Raw genomic sequence first — 15,795 nt, 5'->3', positions numbered from 1 at the left:
TCAGTCGACAATCTGGATGAGGTTGCCGTTGCGCGAGACGTGGAGGTCTCTCCCCATCTGGTATCCCTCGCTCTCGCAGAGGGTAACGTAGCCCGACAGTCCCTTCAGATCCTGGTGGGCGGGGACGATGTGCTGGGGCTGAAGCGCGTCGAGCATCTCGTAGTGCCCTTCCTGGTTGAGGTGGCCGGAGACGTGGATGTCGTCGTAGATGCGAGCGCCCTGCATGCCGAGCAGTTTCTCGGCTTGGTAGCGCTGGCCCTCGTTGGTCGGCTCCGGAATGACCCGCGCGGAGAAGACGACCTTGTCGCCGTCGTCCAGTTCGTACGGCGTCTCGCCGCGAGCCATCCGGGTGAGCATCGCGCGGGGTTCGCCCTGGTGACCCGTCACGACGGGCAGGAAGTTCTCCTTGCCTTCGTTCATGATCCGCTTGAACGTTCGATCGACCGACTTGCGGTGGCCGAACATCCCGAGATTCTCCGGGAAGTCGACGAAGTCCAGCCGTTCTGCGGTGCCGGAGTACTTCTCCATCGATCGGCCCAGCAGGACGGGCTGGCGACCGATATCCTTCGCGAACTCGACGAGGCTCGTCACGCGAGCGATGTGACTGGAGAACGTCGTCGCCACGATGCCGCCGTCGTAGTCCTCCATGCTGTAGAGGACGTCGCGGAGGTGTTCGCGGGCGACTCGCTCGCTGGGCGTTCGGCCCTTCTTGTTCGCGTTCGTACAGTCCTCGATGTAACAGAGGACGCCGTTGCCCTGGCGGCCGATCTCGCGGAACCGCTCCATGTCGATCGGATCGCCGATGACCGGCGTGTGGTCCATGCGCTTGTCCAGCCCGTAGACGATCGCGCCTTCGGGCGTGTGGAGGACCGGGTTGATCGCGTCGATGATCGAGTGGGTGACGTTGACGAACTCGAGGTCGACCTGCCCGGAGTCGCCGATCGACATCGTCTCGCCGGCCTCCATCTTGATCAGGTCGTTCTCGACGCCGAACTTCTGCTCGCCTTCGATCTGCTGTTTGACGAGTTCGATCGTGAAAGGCGTGGCGACGACCGGCGCGTTGTACCGGTGGGCCAGCTTCGAGATGGCGCCGATGTGGTCCAGGTGACCGTGCGTCGGCACGATCGCCTTCACATCGCCTTCGAGGTCGCTCATGACCCGATCGTCGGGGATTGCGCCCATGTCGATCAGGTCGAGGCTGTGCATCCGCTCGGTTTCGACGTTGTCGTGGATCAGAACCTGCGAGAGGTTCAGGCCCATGTCAAAGATGACGACGTCGTCACCGGCGCGGACAGCAGTCATCTGCCGCCCGACTTCTTCGTAACCGCCAATCGTTGCAATTTCGATTTCCATAGTTGGTTGTACTGAAAGCCGCGTGATGGACTCTCATCGAAACGGTCCGCGGACTCCCGGTTGTGCGGCCCCGGCATCTTGCAGCGCGTCGGCCATCCCGCTATGCGCTCGCGAGGGGGATCGCCCCCGATCAGCCCACAGCACCGCTGTGAGCGGCGAGCGCACTTGCCCGCGGGTCTCGCTAGTGGTCCCTACACGCTCGGGTGTTAAAAACGCAGTGGGTTTCACCACCGGCGCATCGCGGCAACCGGTTTCGAGCGGTTCGGCAGTCGCGACGGGCGGCGGTGTGGAGGGGATATCCGGCGGGTCGGGACGAGAATCTATCGGCGCGATGCGAGCGTTCCGGCCGTTTCGGACGATCGGACGAAACGAAGAGACAGTTTATTATCGTTTTTAATTTATATTTATCCCACAAAAGTTTAATTATTACTGGTGTTGGCTCCTGTGATTGTATGTCACACGAGAACATACGCGAACGCGACAGTCGCGAATCGTTCGTCTCGAGACGCGCCGTCCTTCGGACGTCGGGGACGGCGATCGCCGGCGCCGGGGCGCTGCTGGCGGGATCGTCTCCGGTGGCCGCCGGTGACAAGAAAGGCGGCTGCGACGATCCGCCGTGGAGCTTCCCGCGCGTAACCACGCGCGATCACTTCGAGACGTCGAACGGAGTCCAGCTCACCGACGGCAACGACGAGTACAATTACGAGTACGCCGGCGACGGCATCCCTGGCGTTCACGACCCGGCGCCGGCGGAGCTGCTCGTTTTCGTCCACGGCTGGAACAACGACGACGAGGGAGCGGTGTGCACCTTCGGCGACGCGGCGGGGACGTTCTCGTCCGAGGGGTATTACAACCCCGTCGTCGGCTTCTCCTGGGACGCCGATCACGGCTGGTACGACGCGACCGAAATCGCCGAACGAAACGGTGCCAAGCTCGCCTACTTCACCTACTCGTACAAGTCCAGCAATCCGGACGTTCGGGTACGGTACGTGGCCCACTCCCTCGGCGCGCGGGTCGCCCTCATGGCGTTGAAGAACCTCAATCACTGGGATCGTCCCGACGACGTCACCTCCGTCTCGATCCTGGGCGGCGCGGCGGACGACGACTCCGTCGCCATGGAGGGGACCTACGGCGAGGACATCTCCGAGGCCGCCGGGCACGTCGACAACTACTGGATGGGCGACGACGACGTCCTCAACTGGGCCTACGGCTTCGCCGAGTGGGGAGAAGCGGTCGGTAACGACGGCTGTGACGGAACGGCGCCGTGGAACTACACCGACTACGACGTCGGCTACGTCCCCGATCACGGAAGCTACTACCAGGACGACGGCTGCGTCCACGAAGTGGTCGCGAACTTCTAATTGGGGTGTCCCGGAACCGCGCTCGCGTCGGTATCGATCCGTTCGAGCCCGGGCGAACCGCCCGGATCCGAACGAGCCGCTTCTCGCGGCCGAACCGTCCGAACGCGACCTACGAGACCGTCGTCCCCGGGTTCGAACCGGCGAGGAACGCCTCGAGATCCTCGAGGCCGAAAATCGACGCGGGCGCCTCGAGTTCGAGGAGCGCCCGCACCTTCGCGGCCATCCCGCCCGTCACGTCTGTCGCCTCGCTCTCCCCGAGCACGGCGCGGACGTCCTCGTAGGAGTCGATCCGATCGATCACGTCGTCGTTCTCGTCGAGCACGCCCGACACCGTCGAACAGAGGCCGATCCGATCGGCGTCCAGATCGCGCGCCAGTTCGGCGACGAGTTCGTCGCCGCTGACGATCGTCGCACCTCGGCCCGCGTGGGCGATCACGTCGCCGTGCAGGACGGGGACGAATCCCTCCTCCAGAAGCGTCGTCACCTGGCCTGTCGGAAGCGTCAGCGCCGCGTCGGCCTCGCGATGAGCCGCGGAAAACGGGTGGACCGGCACCGCGGGGACGTCGCGATCGCGCAATCGCGACAGCACGAAGCCGTTCAGCGTCTTCATCGCGCCGTGAACGTCCAGCACGGCGTCCGCATCGGACGTTCCGTCGGTCGTGCTGACCCCGTGTTCGCTCGCGCTGTGGTGCCCGAAACTCCCGCCGCCGTGGACGAGGACGAGTCCGTCGGCGAGCGCCTCGCCGCAGCTTCCCGTCGATCCGTCGCGTTCTCCCATCGCGGCGGCGATCGCGCCCGCGGCCCGATCGAGCGCCTGCCCGTCGAGCGTCTCCGGACGCTCCTTGTCCGTGATGACGCTCCCGCCGAGTTTGCAGACGATCATTTGAGTCGTTTCACCCCTTCATCTGCGAGTTCCGCGCGGAACGCGTCCTCGCAACCCGGCGTGTACGACAGCGCCGTCTCGGTTTCCTCCGTCGGATCGAGCGCGACGATACAGCCGCCCCCGCCGGCGCCGGTCAGTTTCGCACCGGTCGCGCCGGCGCCGCGGGCCGCCCAGACCATCGCGTCGAGCGATCGGGACGAGACGCCGAGCGCCGAGAGGAGGCCGTGGTTGAAGTTCATCAGCCGGCCGAGTTCTTCGAGGTCGCCGTCGACGAGTGCATCCTCGCCGTTCCGGACGACGTCGCCGATCGCTTCGACCGTCTCCGCCGCGAACCTGTACTCCTCGCGGAGGCCGCGGACGCCGGCGACGAGTTCGCCCGTATCGCCCGCCCCGCCGTCGAACCCGATGACGATCGGCAGATCCGGCGCCTCGATCGCTCGACAGTCGTCACCCTCGACGCGGACGGCGCCGCCGGTGGCCGAACAGAACGTGTCCGCGCGGGACGCCTGTCCGTCCTGTACCTCGTACTCCGTCCGGAAGGCGCGTTCGGCGAGTTCGTCCGAATCGAGCGTGACGCCGAGTTCGCGGGTCGCGGCGTCGATCGCGGCGACGACCACCGCCGCCGACGAGCCGAGCCCCGCCCCCAGCGGGATGTCGCTTTCGATCGTCACGTCGAAGCCGACCTCACCTTCTCCGGTCACTTCCCGCACCTGCTCGATCGCACCGTCGACGTAGCCCATCGCCGCACTGACCAGGGATGCGGAGACGTCGACGTCCGGTTGATCGTCCGGACTCGCGCCGTATTCGACCGTAAAGCCGTTCAGACTGAGATCCTCCGCGTGAACTCGTAGCTTCCCGTCGTCGCGTTGCCGCACGCCGACCCGGGCCCGTCGCTCGATCGCACACGGGACCGCCGGCTCGCCGTAAACGACTGCGTGCTCCCCGAACAGATACACCTTGCCGGGAGCGCTCGAACGTGTCATGACCGGCCGTTGGTACGACGACGGTTAATAGCTGTCTGTCTCGCCGGTGGCGGCGGTCGGGAACCGACACCCCGAACGGCCTCCGGTGGCTGGACTTATGCACCCGTCACCCGAACCACGGCGTAATGTCACTGGTCTTGCCGAGCGAACTCGTCGTCGAACGGTTCTTGCCGACCGTCCGCGCGATGCTCGCCCGCCGGCTCGCCGATCGCGGCCTCACCCAGCAGGAGATCGCGGCCCACCTCGGCGTGACCCAGGCCGCCGTCAGCAAGTACGTCGGCGGTGACGGCGCGGGCGACGAACACTTCCGCGACGATGCCGAGACGGTTGCGACCGTCGATCGGATCGCCGACGGCCTCGCCGGCGGCGAGTTCGACGGGTACGACGCTCTTGCCGAACTGGTCTCCCTCATCCGCACGCTCGAGGACCGCGGTCCGATCTGCGAACTTCACGAGGAGGAAATGCCTGAGCTCAGAGGCCTGGGGTGCGATCTTTGCGTCCGGGGCCTCGATCCGGACGTGCGCACCGAACGGGACGTCCTCTCGACCGTGCGAACCGCCGCGCGGACGCTCGCGGCGATACCGGGGATGCCCGAGTACGTCCCGAACGTCGGTACCAACGTCGGAATGGGTCTCCCCGATCCCCGGGACGAGACCGACGTCGCCGCGATCCCGGGGCGTATCTACGCAATCGGCGGGCGGATCGAGATCCCGGCGAACCCCGAGTTCGGCGCTTCGAAACACGTCGCCACCGCGATCCTCGCCGCCACCGCCGTCGATCCGGACGTCCGGGGAGCGATCAACATCGCTACGGACGACGGCGTTCTCGAGGCCGCTCGATCGCTCGGCATCGAACCGCTCGAATTCGACGCCGACTACGACGATCGCGAGGCGCACCTGCGATCGCGGTTCGACGATCGGGGCGAGGTCCCGCTCGTTGCCTACCACCGCGGCGCGTTCGGGATCGAACCCGTGACGTACGTCTTCGGCGGTGACGCCGAAACGGCAGTCGAACTCGTCCACGACCTGCTCGGCGCGACCTCGTAGCCCGGCTCCCCTTCCGGCGGCTGACCCCGACTGGCGGGCTCTGCTCGATGGCGGACGCGGCGGTCCAGAACAAACCGACGCCGAATCTTTCCCGATGCGGCGTCATCGAGTGGGACCTCCGAAATCGCGCGTGACGACCTCGCCTCCCGAACGAGCGAGAGCTGGTACGCTGGCAGCCTCGAGTCGACGGTTCACGACGCCACAACTCGCCGATCGGTTTCGGACAGTTTCGCGACCGGGAACGGTCGTATACCCACGATAATAATCCGACACGACTGGCTCGATTCGATCGAACTCACTGCTATGGATATCATCGTCACGATACAGCACGCGGCGAACGTCCACTTCTTCAAACACGTCGTCGACGAACTCGAATCCGCGGGACACGACGTGCACGTATTCGCCCGCGAGAAGGGGGTTACCAGCCGACTTCTCGATGCGTACGGCATCGACTACGACCTACTCTGTGGCGAGCCCGACGGGTGGCTCGGCCTGGTGGCGACCCAGCTTCGGTACGAATACCGGCTCTTTCGCCGAGCGCGCGCGATCGATCCCGAGTACATCGTCAGCAGTCACGGGATCGCCGCGACGCACGTCGCCGCACTGGTCGGCGCGGAGAGCCACGTCTACATCGATACCGAAACGGCGATCAACCACGGGAACCGACTGACTCGTCCGTTCGCGGACGTGTTGTATACGCCCGAAAGCTTTCGCGAATCATACGGCGACGACCACGTCACCTACCCCGGCTACCACGAACTCGCCTATCTCCACCCTAACCGGTTCGAGCCGGATCCGTCGATCCTGCGGCGACACGGCGTCGACCCCGACGAACCATACGCCGTTCTCCGATTCGGCGCGTGGGCTGGAAATCACGACGTCGGGAAATCGGGGATCTCTCGCGAGGGAATCAGCGCGATCGTCGCCGAACTCGCGTCCGACGGACGGGTGTACGTCTCCGACGAGGGCGGCGGCGCGGTTCCGGACGCGTGCGAGCCGCTTCCGGTCCCGCCCGAAGCCTTCCACCACCTGCTCGCGTTCGCCGACATCGTCGTCGGCGAGGTGGCGACGACCACGATCGAAGCGGGGATCCTCGGGACCCCGACCGTTCGCATCAGTCCGTTCGCGGGTTCGGACGAGATGGGAAAATTCGAAGCGCTCGAGGAGTACGGCCTCGTCCGATCGTTCCACACGGATCGCGAAGCGCGGGCCGTCGACGTCGTCGAGGAGTTACACCGCGACCCGAACGCCGGCGCGATCTGGGAGCGCCGGCGCGAGCGGTTGCTCGCGGAGACGATCGACGTCACCGCGTACGTGAGCAGCCAGCTACTCGACGGCCGCGACGAACCGACGCCAGCGGTTCGAGAGCATCGCGATCGGCTTTCGAATCCGGTACGTCGACGATGACCCGCGTCCTGAGTCTCACGACGACCGACTGGCGAAGCTTCTATCGACGGCAGATGGCCGCGCTCGAGCGTTCGGGGATCGAGGTGACGACCGTCCCCGTCCCCGGCGAACACCGCGCGCTCGAGGATGACGTCAGACGACGGACTCCATTCGACTACGCGCGCTACCTCCTCCACGTGCTCCGGAAGGCGACCGACGACTACGATCTCGTTCACGCCAACTACGGCCTCACCGTCCCGTTCGCCGTCGCCTCGTCCGCGTGTTCGCTGGGCGATCGTCCCGCCGTCTGTACGCTCTGGGGCGGCGAGTTCCGCGACAATCCGTACGCGCCGCTGATATCGCGGTTCGCGGCCCGGACCGACGCCGTCATCGTTCCGTCGGACGCGATGGCCGATCGCGTCGATGGGCCCTGTCACGTCATCCCGTTCCCCGTCGATACGTCGCAGTTTCGACCGATTCCCAGGGACGAGGCGCGCGAACGCGTCGGCTGGAAGACCGACGAGCAAATCGTCCTCTTCCCCTACGCCCCGTCGCGGGAGGAGAAGAACTATCCGCTGGCGAAACGCGTCGTCGACGGTCTCGAGCGGGAGGTCAGCTTGCGAACCCTCGCCAACGAGCCCTACGAAACGGTGCCGTACTATCTGAACGCCGCCGATGCCGTGTTAATCACGTCACGGTACGAGAGCGGTCCGATGACGGTCAAAGAGGCCACCGCCTGTAACGTCCCGGTCGTCTCCCGAGACGTCGGCTTCGCTCGATCAGTGCTGGCGGGCGTGGATAACTCCTATATCGCGGACGACGCCGCGCTCCGCGACCGACTCGCCGCCGTGCTCGAGTCGGGCCAGCCCGCGGACGGGAGGGCACAGATCACCGGGTACACGGTCGACGACATGGGGGCACGTCTACGCGCCGTGTACGATTCCTGTCTCGACGCGTGACGGCGCCGGAGCGCGAGACGGCCCTCGCGGCCGGTTGCGAAGACTAGAACGCCACGAACGCGATCGCTCGGTAGGCCAGTCCGAGCGCGAAGATCGCGATCAGCGCCGTCGTGGCGAGGACGACCGCCGGCGGCAACTTCTCCTCTTCGAACTCGAACAGTCGATCGATCATGGCCGTCAGTCGGACCTGTCGGCAGGTAACTCTTTCCACTCCGGTTACGACCGGTGCGATCGACTGAAACGAGTTCGCCACGAACCACCGCTGTGGTAGAGCGCACGGCAGACGGTCCTGCCCCGCATTAGGAGCGGGAAAACCGGTTCGAGAAACGCTACGACTCGCCCAGCTTGACGGTCACCGTAACGCTATCGACCACGGTGCCGTTCTCCCCTCGGACCACGCGCAGTTGTTCCTGTATCGCGGTTTCGTCGGCGTACGAAAGCGGAATCGAAACGAAAACTTCCAGCATCCGTTCAGTCGGGTCGAGCGGGTACTGGTCGTTGTACTCATACGATCCGTTCTCCTGCTCGTAGACGTAGAGGCGATACGACCGACGTTTCGGATCGTCGATGGAGTAGTGCAACTGGAGTCGGGTGCCGTCGAACGAGTTGATCTCGGAAACGGAAACGTCGTCGATTACCTCGCCCGTCTCCGGCTCGCTGACCGTTGCCGTGTACTCCCGATCTCCGAGACAGCCGCCGAGGAGGAGCGTACAGGCAAGGACGCTGACAAGAATGACCATCGTTCGACGGCTCATGGGTGGAACGGGACTCATCGGCCGGAACGAGAAGGCGACGATCGCATTCTCTCGACGAGACTCAACACGACACCGAGCCCAGAACAGACGACGCCCGCCGGTACGAGCCAGATCCCGATCCCCAGTAGATAATCACCCCCGACGGAAAAGTGATGGCCCGTCAGGATACCGGCGATAGCGATCGAGAACGGACAAACGAGTGCGGCCACCGAGAGGCTTCCCGCGACCGCGCCCGCCGTTACAAGTCGACGCGTCCATACGCTCCGATCCCTCTTGGCAGTTATAACACGATATATCAGCGCCTCACCGAGCGCCAGGACTCCCGTAATTACATATCCTACCGCAAAAATGGCCCCGAGTCCGGTAGCGAAGGAGTTGCTGACCGGGGACGCATAGAGGATCACGAGTAGCGCTATCCCGACGGCAATGCCCATCCCTCCGAGTAAAGCAGTAATACGCGTGAGCGGTGGCCGACGGATAGTCGATCCCATGTGTCAAATCAGCACGATCTAGTGTAAGTATATTACTAAATTGAAAATAGTATAGTGCAGATCGTCGATTCAATATTTCGCGTTCATCACTTCTGAGACGTATATCGCGTGTATTCGCGGCAGGTCGAAGAGTATCGCTATCGCTCTGGGGTGGGCGAGCATCCAGTCTCGACGGAAAGACCCTATCGGAACAAAACGAGTGCCAAATCTTCCGAACAGCCCCTACACCATGCTCTCGAAGTCCTCGAGCGAGTACGACGGCTCGGCGCCGCGGCGATCGAGGACTTCGTTGGCGAGCAGCCAGTAGACGACCGAGAGGGCCTTGCGACCCTTGTTGTTCGTCGGAACGACGAGGTCGACGTTGCTGGTCTGGTTGTTCGAGTCGCACATCGCGATGACCGGGATGCCGACCGTGATCGCTTCCTTGACGGCCTGGGCGTCGCCGATCGGGTCGGTGACGACGACGACGTCGGGTTCGATGTAGCCGTCGTACTTCGGATTCGTCAGCGTGCCGGGGATGAAGCGGCCGGTGCGGGCGCGAGCGCCCACGGCCTCGGCGAACTTCTCGGCGGGGAACCGACCGTACTGCCGGCTGGAGGTGACGAGGATCTGCTCGGGGGTGTAATTCGAGAGGAAGTCCGCGGCCGTGCGGATGCGCTGGTCCGTCTTCGAGACGTCCAGCACGTAGAGACCGTCGGTGCGGACGCGGTGGATGAACCGCTCCATGTCCTCGGTCTTCTGCTGGGTACCGATGTGGACGCCGGCGCCGAGGTAGTCCTCGACGGGGATCAGCAGGTCGGCCTCCTCGTCGCTCATTACGTCGTCGTCGAGCGTGGGGCCCTCGTCCTCGTCTGCGTCGGCCTCGGCGTCAGTCGCCTCGGCGGGCTGTTCGTCTACGGGCTCGGCGCCGTTCTGGTCGGCGGCGGGGCCAGCCCCTTCGGCTGGCTCCTCGTCGATCTCCGACTCGGCGGCGTCGAGCCCCTCCTGGGATGCGTCGTTGTCTGTCATGTCGCGTCGTCTGCGATTCTGATGAGCTCGTTGAGCTTTGCGGTTCGCTCGCCGCCGACGGCGCCGGTCTTGATGAACGGCGCGTCGGTCGCGACGGCGAGGTGTGCGATCGTCGTGTCCTCCGTCTCGCCCGAGCGGTGGGAGATGACCGAGTCGTAGCCGTTCTCGGTCGCGAGCTCGATCGCGTCGAAGGCGTCGGTCAGCGTTCCGATCTGGTTGGGCTTGATCAGGATGCTGTTAGCCGCTCCCTTCTCGATCCCGTCCTCGAGTCGGTCCGTGTTGGTGACGAACAGGTCGTCGCCGCAGATCAGCGTCCGATCGCCGACCTCGTCGGTGAGTTCGGCGAACGCGTCGTAGTCGTTCTCGTCGAGCGGGTCTTCGACGTAGACCAGATCGTACTCGTCGACGAGGTCGGCGATGTACTCGATCTGCTCGTCGGTATCGCGACTGACACCGGCGGACTCGTACTCGTAGGTTTCCGAGTCGGCGTCGTACATCTCGGCGGCCGCGACGTCGAGCCCGAAGCGGATCTCGAAGCCGACGTCGTCCTCGACCGTCGAGACGGCTTCGTCGACGATCTCGAACGCCTCGGCGTCGTCGATCGACGGCGCCCACGCGCCCTCGTCGCCCTTGCCGCTGGGGTGGCCGCGCTCCTCGAGGAGGTCCGCGACGGCCGCGTGGACGGCGGCGTTCGCGAAGACGGCGTCCTGGACGCTCGGGGCGCCGACGGGAGCCGCCAGGAACTCCTGGATGTCGGTCGCGTCGGCGGCGTGTTCGCCGCCGCCGACGACGTTCCCGAGCGGCGTGGGGAAGTTCTCGCCCCGGAAGGCACCGCCGAGGTGCTGGAACAGCGGCGCGCCGAGGACGTCAGCGCCCGCCTTGGCGGCGGCCATCGAGATGGCGACCGCGCTGTTGGCGCCGATCTCGGAGAAGTCGTCGGTGCCGTCCGCGGCGCGCAGGATGGCGTCGACCTCGCGCTGGTTGCCCGCGTAGGCCTCGCCCACGAGCCGCGGCACGGCGTGCTCGCGGGCCGCGGCGATCGCTTCCGTCGGCGGTCGTTCGATGGCTTCGTACTCGCCGGTGCTGGCGCCGCTCGGCGCCGCGGCGCGGCCGAAGCCACCGCTCTCGGTCAGTACGTCGGCCTCGACGGTGGGGTTGCCCCGCGAGTCGAGGATGCGACGGAGTCGGATGTCGGTAATCAGCGTCATTGCGACCCTCGTTTAACGGTGAAGGGCAACACGCCGGCGTCGTACTCTTCGGCGGCGATCAGGATCGGCTCGGTCTGCTGCGTCTCCGTCAACACCGGGGCGCCGTAGGACACTTGCAGCGCTCGTGCGCCGAGGATGCGTGCTTTCTCGTAGCGGTTGTGGTGTTCCTGTTGCATGCTTACTGGTACGGCGCGACGATGTCGACCAGGTCGGTGTGCGAGACGAGCATGCGCCGACAGCAGTAGCGATCGACGCCCAGTTCGTCGAGGACCGCTTGAGGGTCCTCGTCGCCCTGGTTAGCTCGTTCGTCGAACTCCTCCCAGTGTTCGCCGACGACGTTACCACAGGTGAAACACCGGACCGGTACCATCATGATCTGATCACCTTAGCGGTAGGACTTCTGGTAGCGCGCCCGAGCGCCCGGGCCGCCCCACTTTTTCGGTTCGGACTGGCGAACGTCGTTGACCAGCAGCGATCGGTCGAACTCCATGAACGCGTCGCGGAGTTCGGCGTCGTTCGTGTGCTGGACGATCCCGCGTGCGATGGCGGTGCGGACGGCGTCGGCCTGGCCGCTGATGCCGCCGCCCTCGACGCGGACGTCGATGTCCATCTCGCCGCGCAGGTCTTCGCCGACGATGCGGAACGGTTCGAGCATCTTGAGACGGGACATCTCGGGTTCCACCAGTTCGACCGGCTTGGAGTTGATTCGCACGCGCCCTTCGCCCTCGTGAACGGTGGCGCGAGCGACGGCCGTCTTCTTCTTGCCACTCGTGTTGGTTACCATGTGACGTTAGCACCGAGTTGTTCGGAGACTTCGCCCAGGTGGACGAAGCGGATATTCGACAGGCGATCCAGCGACGTGCCCTCGAGCACCTCGGCCTCGAGATCGTCGTCGTCCGCGTAGGGGTTGCCGACGTAGACGCGAACGCTGTCGAGCGCCTCGCGGCCGCGGGGCTTCTTGTACGGGAGCATGCCGCGGACCGAGCGCTTGAAGATCGTGTCCGGACGGCGCGGGTAGTACGGCCCGCTGTCGGAGCCGAGCTGGATTCGCGTTCGGTACGTCTCGAAGATGTCTTCCTTGTCGCCGGTGATGACCGCGTCCTCGGCGTTGACGATCGCGACGCGCTCGCCGTCGAGCGCGCGCTGGGCGACTTCGCTGGCGACGCGACCGAGGATGCAGTCGCGGGCGTCGACGACGACGTCCGCATCGAACTCTGCGATACTCATCGGATCACCCGTACGCCGGATCCGTCTGGATTTTCTTCGAGCACCTGCTCGAGCGGTACCGGTTCGCCGACCTGTTCGATTTTCGTCTCCGCCGAGGAACTGAAGTCGACGGCGGCGACGGTGACGTTCTTCTGGAGTGCGCCGGAACCCAGCACCTTGCCGGGAACGACGACGGTCTCGTCTTCGCGCGCGTATCGCTCGATACGGCCCAGGTTCACCTCTGCGTGGGTGCGCCGGGGCTTCTCGAGTCGATCGGCGACGTCTCGCCACACGTCGGCGTCCGTTTCGCGGGACGTCGACTTCAGCTCGGCGATAAGATCGTTGAGCCTTGGGTTAGTCTTGCTACTCATTGGTTTCCTCCGAATACTGCATACTGCGACTCGGCGACGCGAGGAGACGCTGCCGAGTACGAGATCGTTCGATCAGAAGTGAATGCAGGGAGCAGGATTTGAACCTGCGGACTCCTACGAGACAGCGCCCTGAACGCTGCGCCGTTGGCCAGACTTGGCTATCCCTGCGTGCACTTCCGTCTACCCGCCGCCCCTTCAAACCCCTTTCGATTCCGGCTGCCGACCGGTCGCCAGTCTCGCGACTCACGGCGCTGGCGAGCGGCGCGTCGGCGTTCGTCGATCGGGTTCGGGGGCGTCGGTGCATGATTATAGCTGTACTGCTTCTTCGAGTTCGGTCGCACGCGCCTCGATCGAGTCGGCGGCCCGCGTGACCAGCTCCTCGACGCTGAACGAGCCGTCCGTCTCCACGTGGAAGACGAAGGCGTTCGGGACGTCCTCGACCCGGACCTCCTTGTCCGGGTAGCGGTTCGAGAGGTCGTTGTCGAACTCGCTGGTCGGCACGAGTTCGCCGTCCGCTTCGACGACGCCGCGGACGATCTGGGACTCCTGATCCTCGAACTCGGGCAGGTCGTCGACGACCTCCACGCGCTGGAGATGCCGGTAGCCGACCGCGACGCCGCCCTGGTGTTTCGCGTGGTTCTTCCCGCGATCGAGGGTGGCGTCGGCCTCGGCTTCGAGCCGCTGACCGTCCTTCAGATCGATGATCGGAATGTTCTCGTCGGCGGGCTGGACGAGCTCGTCGCTCGAGACGAGATCACCCGAGTAGGCGGTCGCCGGCCCTTCGACGTCGATCGAGAGCGTGACGACGTCGTCTTCGGCGAACTCCCCTTCCGGCGGCGTCGTCAGCGGGACGAGGCCGAATCGGAGGGCGAGTTGTTCGTCGAACATGACCGACGAGTTCTCGACGAAGCGGACGGTGTCGATCGCCATCGTCGGCACGTCGGCGATCATCGCGCGACGGATGCCGTTGGCGAAGGCGGGCGTCACTCCTCGGACGAGGAACCGCGCTTCGCGATCCCCGCGTTCGACGAACTCGACGTCGTACTCTTCCGTCATGGTCTAGTAGCCGCCCTTGCCTTTCGGAGCGCGCGATCCGTCGTGCGGGATCGGCGTGACGTCCTCGATGCGACCGATCTCGATGCCCGAGCGAGCGAGCGCGCGGATCGTCGCCTGCGCGCCGGGGCCGGGGGACTTCTGGAGGTTGCCGCCGGGGCCGCGCACGCGAACGTGCAAGCCCGTGATGCCGGCGGCCTTGACCTCCTCGGCGACGGACTCGGCCATCTGCATGGCCGCGTACGGCGACGCCTCGTCGCGGTTCTGCTTGACCGCCGTCCCGCCGGAGGACTTGGCGATCGTCTCCGCGCCCGTGAGGTCGGTCACGGTCATGACGGTGTTGTTGAACGATGCGTGCACGTGGGCGATGCCCCACTTGTCGTCGTCCTGGCTCATGGTTTACTGACCCTCCGCGCGTTCGGGGTGAAGTTCGTCCGCGAGCGGACTGTTCTCGTCGAAGGCCACGAGGTCCTCCTCGTCGACGTCGACGACGTACGACGGAATGCGGTGTCGCTGGCCGTCGACGACGATGTGGCCGTGGGTGATGAACTGGCGGGCCTGCTGGGTGGTGTGTGCCAGCCCCTTGCGGTAGACGACCGTCTGGAGACGGCGCTCGAGGACGTCCTCGATCTCGAGCGACAGGACGTCGCCGAGGTCGTCGGCCTCGTCGAGGATGCCGACGCGCTTGAGCCGACCGAGGAACTCCTCGGAGCGGCGAACGACGGTCTCGTCGTCCTGGGCCTGTCCGAGCAGGTCGCGGGCCTCACGCCGGTAGGAGCGAAGCTGCGACTGGGCTCGCCAGAGTTCTTCCTTGTTCTTCAGGCCGTAGCGATCGACCAGCGAGTGCTCGCTTGCGATGCGCTCGCCCTGGTAGGGGTGGTTCGGCGTCTCGTACTGCTTGGTGTCGGTTCCGAGCGGCATTATTCACCGTCCTCCTCTGCGGCTTCCTCTTCGCGGATCTCTTCGACGTTGACGCCGATGGTACCCTCGGTACGACCCGTGGACTTGGTCCGCTGCCCGCGAACCTTCTGGCCGCGCTTGTGACGGACGCCCTTGTAGGAGTCGATCATCTTCATCCGGTTGATGTCGTGCTGGCGCGTCAGCTGGAGATCGTTGCCGATCTCGTGGGTCGTTTCGCCGGAGTAAAAGTCGTCCTGGCGGTTGTTGAGCCAGTCCGGGACTTCCTCGGCGTAGTTCTCTACGACTTCGACGACCTCGTCGATGACGTCATCGTCGAGTCGACCGAACGTCGCCGTTCGATCGACGCCCGCTTTCTCGGCGATGAGCCGGGCGGTTCGACGACCGATCCCGTTCATCTCCGACAGCGAGCGCTCGACGGACTTCGTGCCGTCGAGGTCGGTTTGCCCGATGCGGACGAAGTATCGAATGTCCTCGTCCTCTTGTTCTTGAGGTTCTTCAGCACTCATGTATCGTGTATGTGTGTCTGGTCTGCGCGCGTTGCAAGTTCGGCCGACGGAAAACGCCAGCCGTACTGTCGAACAAACGTCAGTGAACGCCCGATCGCATCCGATCGGGCGTGAACCGGTTTGTCCGACAGTTCTGTGTATCCGACGTCGTGGCGGGGATTCGAACCCCGGAGGCTTGACGCCACATGGTTAGCAACCATGCGCCTTGGGCCGCTTGGCTACCACGACACCGTGTCTCTATCGTCGCCCTCGCGGACTCGGGGATCGCAATCCCCTACACGTATCGCACTCGAACGTACCCCCGT

At 65.2% G+C, this 15,795-nt stretch carries 21 protein-coding genes and 2 tRNA genes; 4 read left to right on the top strand and 19 right to left on the bottom strand.

The annotated features are described in order from the left end of the window. Complete coding sequence (locus MUH00_RS18960; RefSeq protein WP_247001301.1) at positions 1–1,353, bottom strand: RNase J family beta-CASP ribonuclease; 1,353 nt, start codon at positions 1,351–1,353, stop codon at positions 1–3. Positions 1,354–1,805: 452 nt separating this feature from the next. Between MUH00_RS18960 and MUH00_RS18955 the strand changes: the two genes are divergently transcribed. Next, entirely contained in the window at positions 1,806–2,714 is a 909-nt protein-coding gene (locus tag MUH00_RS18955) for an alpha/beta hydrolase (RefSeq protein ID WP_247001299.1), read from the top strand. Between the two features lie 109 nt (positions 2,715–2,823). Here the strand turns inward: MUH00_RS18955 and MUH00_RS18950 are convergent, their stop codons facing one another. Together MUH00_RS18950 and mvk are read right to left on the bottom strand one after the other, a co-directional pair. Beyond that, on the bottom strand, positions 2,824–3,597 hold the full coding sequence (locus MUH00_RS18950; protein ID WP_247001297.1) for an isopentenyl phosphate kinase: 774 nt from the start codon (positions 3,595–3,597) through the stop codon (positions 2,824–2,826). Continuing rightward, positions 3,594–4,580 carry a mevalonate kinase gene (mvk, locus tag MUH00_RS18945; protein WP_247001295.1) on the bottom strand — a complete coding sequence of 329 codons (987 nt, stop codon included), beginning with the start codon at positions 4,578–4,580 and terminating at the stop codon, positions 3,594–3,596. The genes MUH00_RS18950 and mvk overlap by 4 nt, the downstream gene beginning before the upstream one ends. Positions 4,581–4,705: 125 nt before the next feature. On the opposite strand from mvk, the gene MUH00_RS18940 reads away from it, so the two are divergent. From MUH00_RS18940 to MUH00_RS18930, 3 genes are all read left to right on the top strand, one after another. After that, the gene (locus MUH00_RS18940; protein ID WP_247001293.1) at positions 4,706–5,626 is read left to right on the top strand and encodes a thiamine-phosphate synthase family protein; all 921 of its coding nucleotides are present in this window, start codon (positions 4,706–4,708) and stop codon (positions 5,624–5,626) included. A gap of 303 nt (positions 5,627–5,929) precedes the next feature. Further along, positions 5,930–7,033 (top strand): DUF354 domain-containing protein, encoded by a 1,104-nt coding sequence (locus tag MUH00_RS18935; protein ID WP_247001291.1) that lies wholly within the window; start codon positions 5,930–5,932, stop codon positions 7,031–7,033. Further along, complete coding sequence (locus tag MUH00_RS18930) at positions 7,030–7,971, top strand: glycosyltransferase family 4 protein (protein WP_247001289.1); 942 nt, start codon at positions 7,030–7,032, stop codon at positions 7,969–7,971. The genes MUH00_RS18935 and MUH00_RS18930 overlap by 4 nt, the downstream gene beginning before the upstream one ends. A 43-nt stretch (positions 7,972–8,014) precedes the next feature. On the opposite strand, the gene MUH00_RS22915 is transcribed toward MUH00_RS18930, so the two are convergent. From MUH00_RS22915 to MUH00_RS18855, 16 genes are all read right to left on the bottom strand, one after another. Beyond that, complete coding sequence (locus MUH00_RS22915) at positions 8,015–8,143, bottom strand: hypothetical protein (protein ID WP_256464800.1); 129 nt, start codon at positions 8,141–8,143, stop codon at positions 8,015–8,017. Positions 8,144–8,300: 157 nt separating this feature from the next. Further along, entirely contained in the window at positions 8,301–8,711 is a 411-nt protein-coding gene (locus MUH00_RS18925) for a hypothetical protein (RefSeq protein ID WP_247001287.1), read from the bottom strand. Positions 8,712–8,740: 29 nt separating this feature from the next. Beyond that, the gene (locus tag MUH00_RS18920; RefSeq protein WP_247001285.1) at positions 8,741–9,160 is read right to left on the bottom strand and encodes a hypothetical protein; all 420 of its coding nucleotides are present in this window, start codon (positions 9,158–9,160) and stop codon (positions 8,741–8,743) included. A 279-nt stretch (positions 9,161–9,439) separates the two neighbouring features. Further along, complete coding sequence (rpsB, locus tag MUH00_RS18915; protein ID WP_247001283.1) at positions 9,440–10,225, bottom strand: 30S ribosomal protein S2; 786 nt, start codon at positions 10,223–10,225, stop codon at positions 9,440–9,442. Next, positions 10,222–11,433 (bottom strand): phosphopyruvate hydratase, encoded by a 1,212-nt coding sequence (gene eno, locus MUH00_RS18910; RefSeq protein WP_247001281.1) that lies wholly within the window; start codon positions 11,431–11,433, stop codon positions 10,222–10,224. The genes rpsB and eno overlap by 4 nt, the downstream gene beginning before the upstream one ends. After that, positions 11,430–11,609, bottom strand: a complete 180-nt coding sequence (locus MUH00_RS18905; protein ID WP_247001279.1) for a DNA-directed RNA polymerase subunit K — start codon at positions 11,607–11,609, stop codon at positions 11,430–11,432. The genes eno and MUH00_RS18905 overlap by 4 nt, the downstream gene beginning before the upstream one ends. A gap of 2 nt (positions 11,610–11,611) precedes the next feature. Continuing rightward, a complete protein-coding gene (locus MUH00_RS18900) occupies positions 11,612–11,806 on the bottom strand; it encodes a DNA-directed RNA polymerase subunit N (RefSeq protein WP_247001277.1) in 195 nt (64 codons plus the stop codon). Between the two features lie 12 nt (positions 11,807–11,818). Continuing rightward, the gene (locus MUH00_RS18895; protein ID WP_247001275.1) at positions 11,819–12,217 is read right to left on the bottom strand and encodes a 30S ribosomal protein S9; all 399 of its coding nucleotides are present in this window, start codon (positions 12,215–12,217) and stop codon (positions 11,819–11,821) included. Continuing rightward, positions 12,211–12,660 (bottom strand): 50S ribosomal protein L13, encoded by a 450-nt coding sequence (locus MUH00_RS18890; RefSeq protein WP_247001273.1) that lies wholly within the window; start codon positions 12,658–12,660, stop codon positions 12,211–12,213. Before MUH00_RS18890 ends, MUH00_RS18895 begins: the two co-directional genes overlap by 7 nt. After that, positions 12,657–13,010 (bottom strand): 50S ribosomal protein L18e, encoded by a 354-nt coding sequence (locus MUH00_RS18885; RefSeq protein WP_247001271.1) that lies wholly within the window; start codon positions 13,008–13,010, stop codon positions 12,657–12,659. Before MUH00_RS18885 ends, MUH00_RS18890 begins: the two co-directional genes overlap by 4 nt. 83 nt (positions 13,011–13,093) lie before the next feature. Then, positions 13,094–13,178: transfer RNA gene (locus MUH00_RS18880), tRNA-Leu, on the bottom strand. 138 nt (positions 13,179–13,316) lie between these two features. Beyond that, a complete protein-coding gene (locus tag MUH00_RS18875) occupies positions 13,317–14,066 on the bottom strand; it encodes a DNA-directed RNA polymerase subunit D (RefSeq protein WP_247001269.1) in 750 nt (249 codons plus the stop codon). A gap of 3 nt (positions 14,067–14,069) precedes the next feature. After that, positions 14,070–14,459 carry a 30S ribosomal protein S11 gene (locus MUH00_RS18870; RefSeq protein ID WP_066295959.1) on the bottom strand — a complete coding sequence of 130 codons (390 nt, stop codon included), beginning with the start codon at positions 14,457–14,459 and terminating at the stop codon, positions 14,070–14,072. A gap of 3 nt (positions 14,460–14,462) precedes the next feature. Continuing rightward, positions 14,463–14,984, bottom strand: a complete 522-nt coding sequence (locus tag MUH00_RS18865) for a 30S ribosomal protein S4 (protein ID WP_247001267.1) — start codon at positions 14,982–14,984, stop codon at positions 14,463–14,465. Continuing rightward, on the bottom strand, positions 14,984–15,490 hold the full coding sequence (locus tag MUH00_RS18860; protein ID WP_247001265.1) for a 30S ribosomal protein S13: 507 nt from the start codon (positions 15,488–15,490) through the stop codon (positions 14,984–14,986). Before MUH00_RS18860 ends, MUH00_RS18865 begins: the two co-directional genes overlap by 1 nt. A gap of 145 nt (positions 15,491–15,635) precedes the next feature. After that, positions 15,636–15,718, bottom strand: a tRNA-Ser gene (locus MUH00_RS18855). Positions 15,719–15,795: the final 77 nt, after the last annotated feature.

Origin of the sequence: Halosolutus gelatinilyticus (assembly GCF_023028105.1) — an archaeon.
GTDB classification, from domain to species: domain Archaea; phylum Halobacteriota; class Halobacteria; order Halobacteriales; family Natrialbaceae; genus Halosolutus; species Halosolutus gelatinilyticus.
This window is presented reverse-complemented; position numbering and strand designations above follow the sequence as displayed.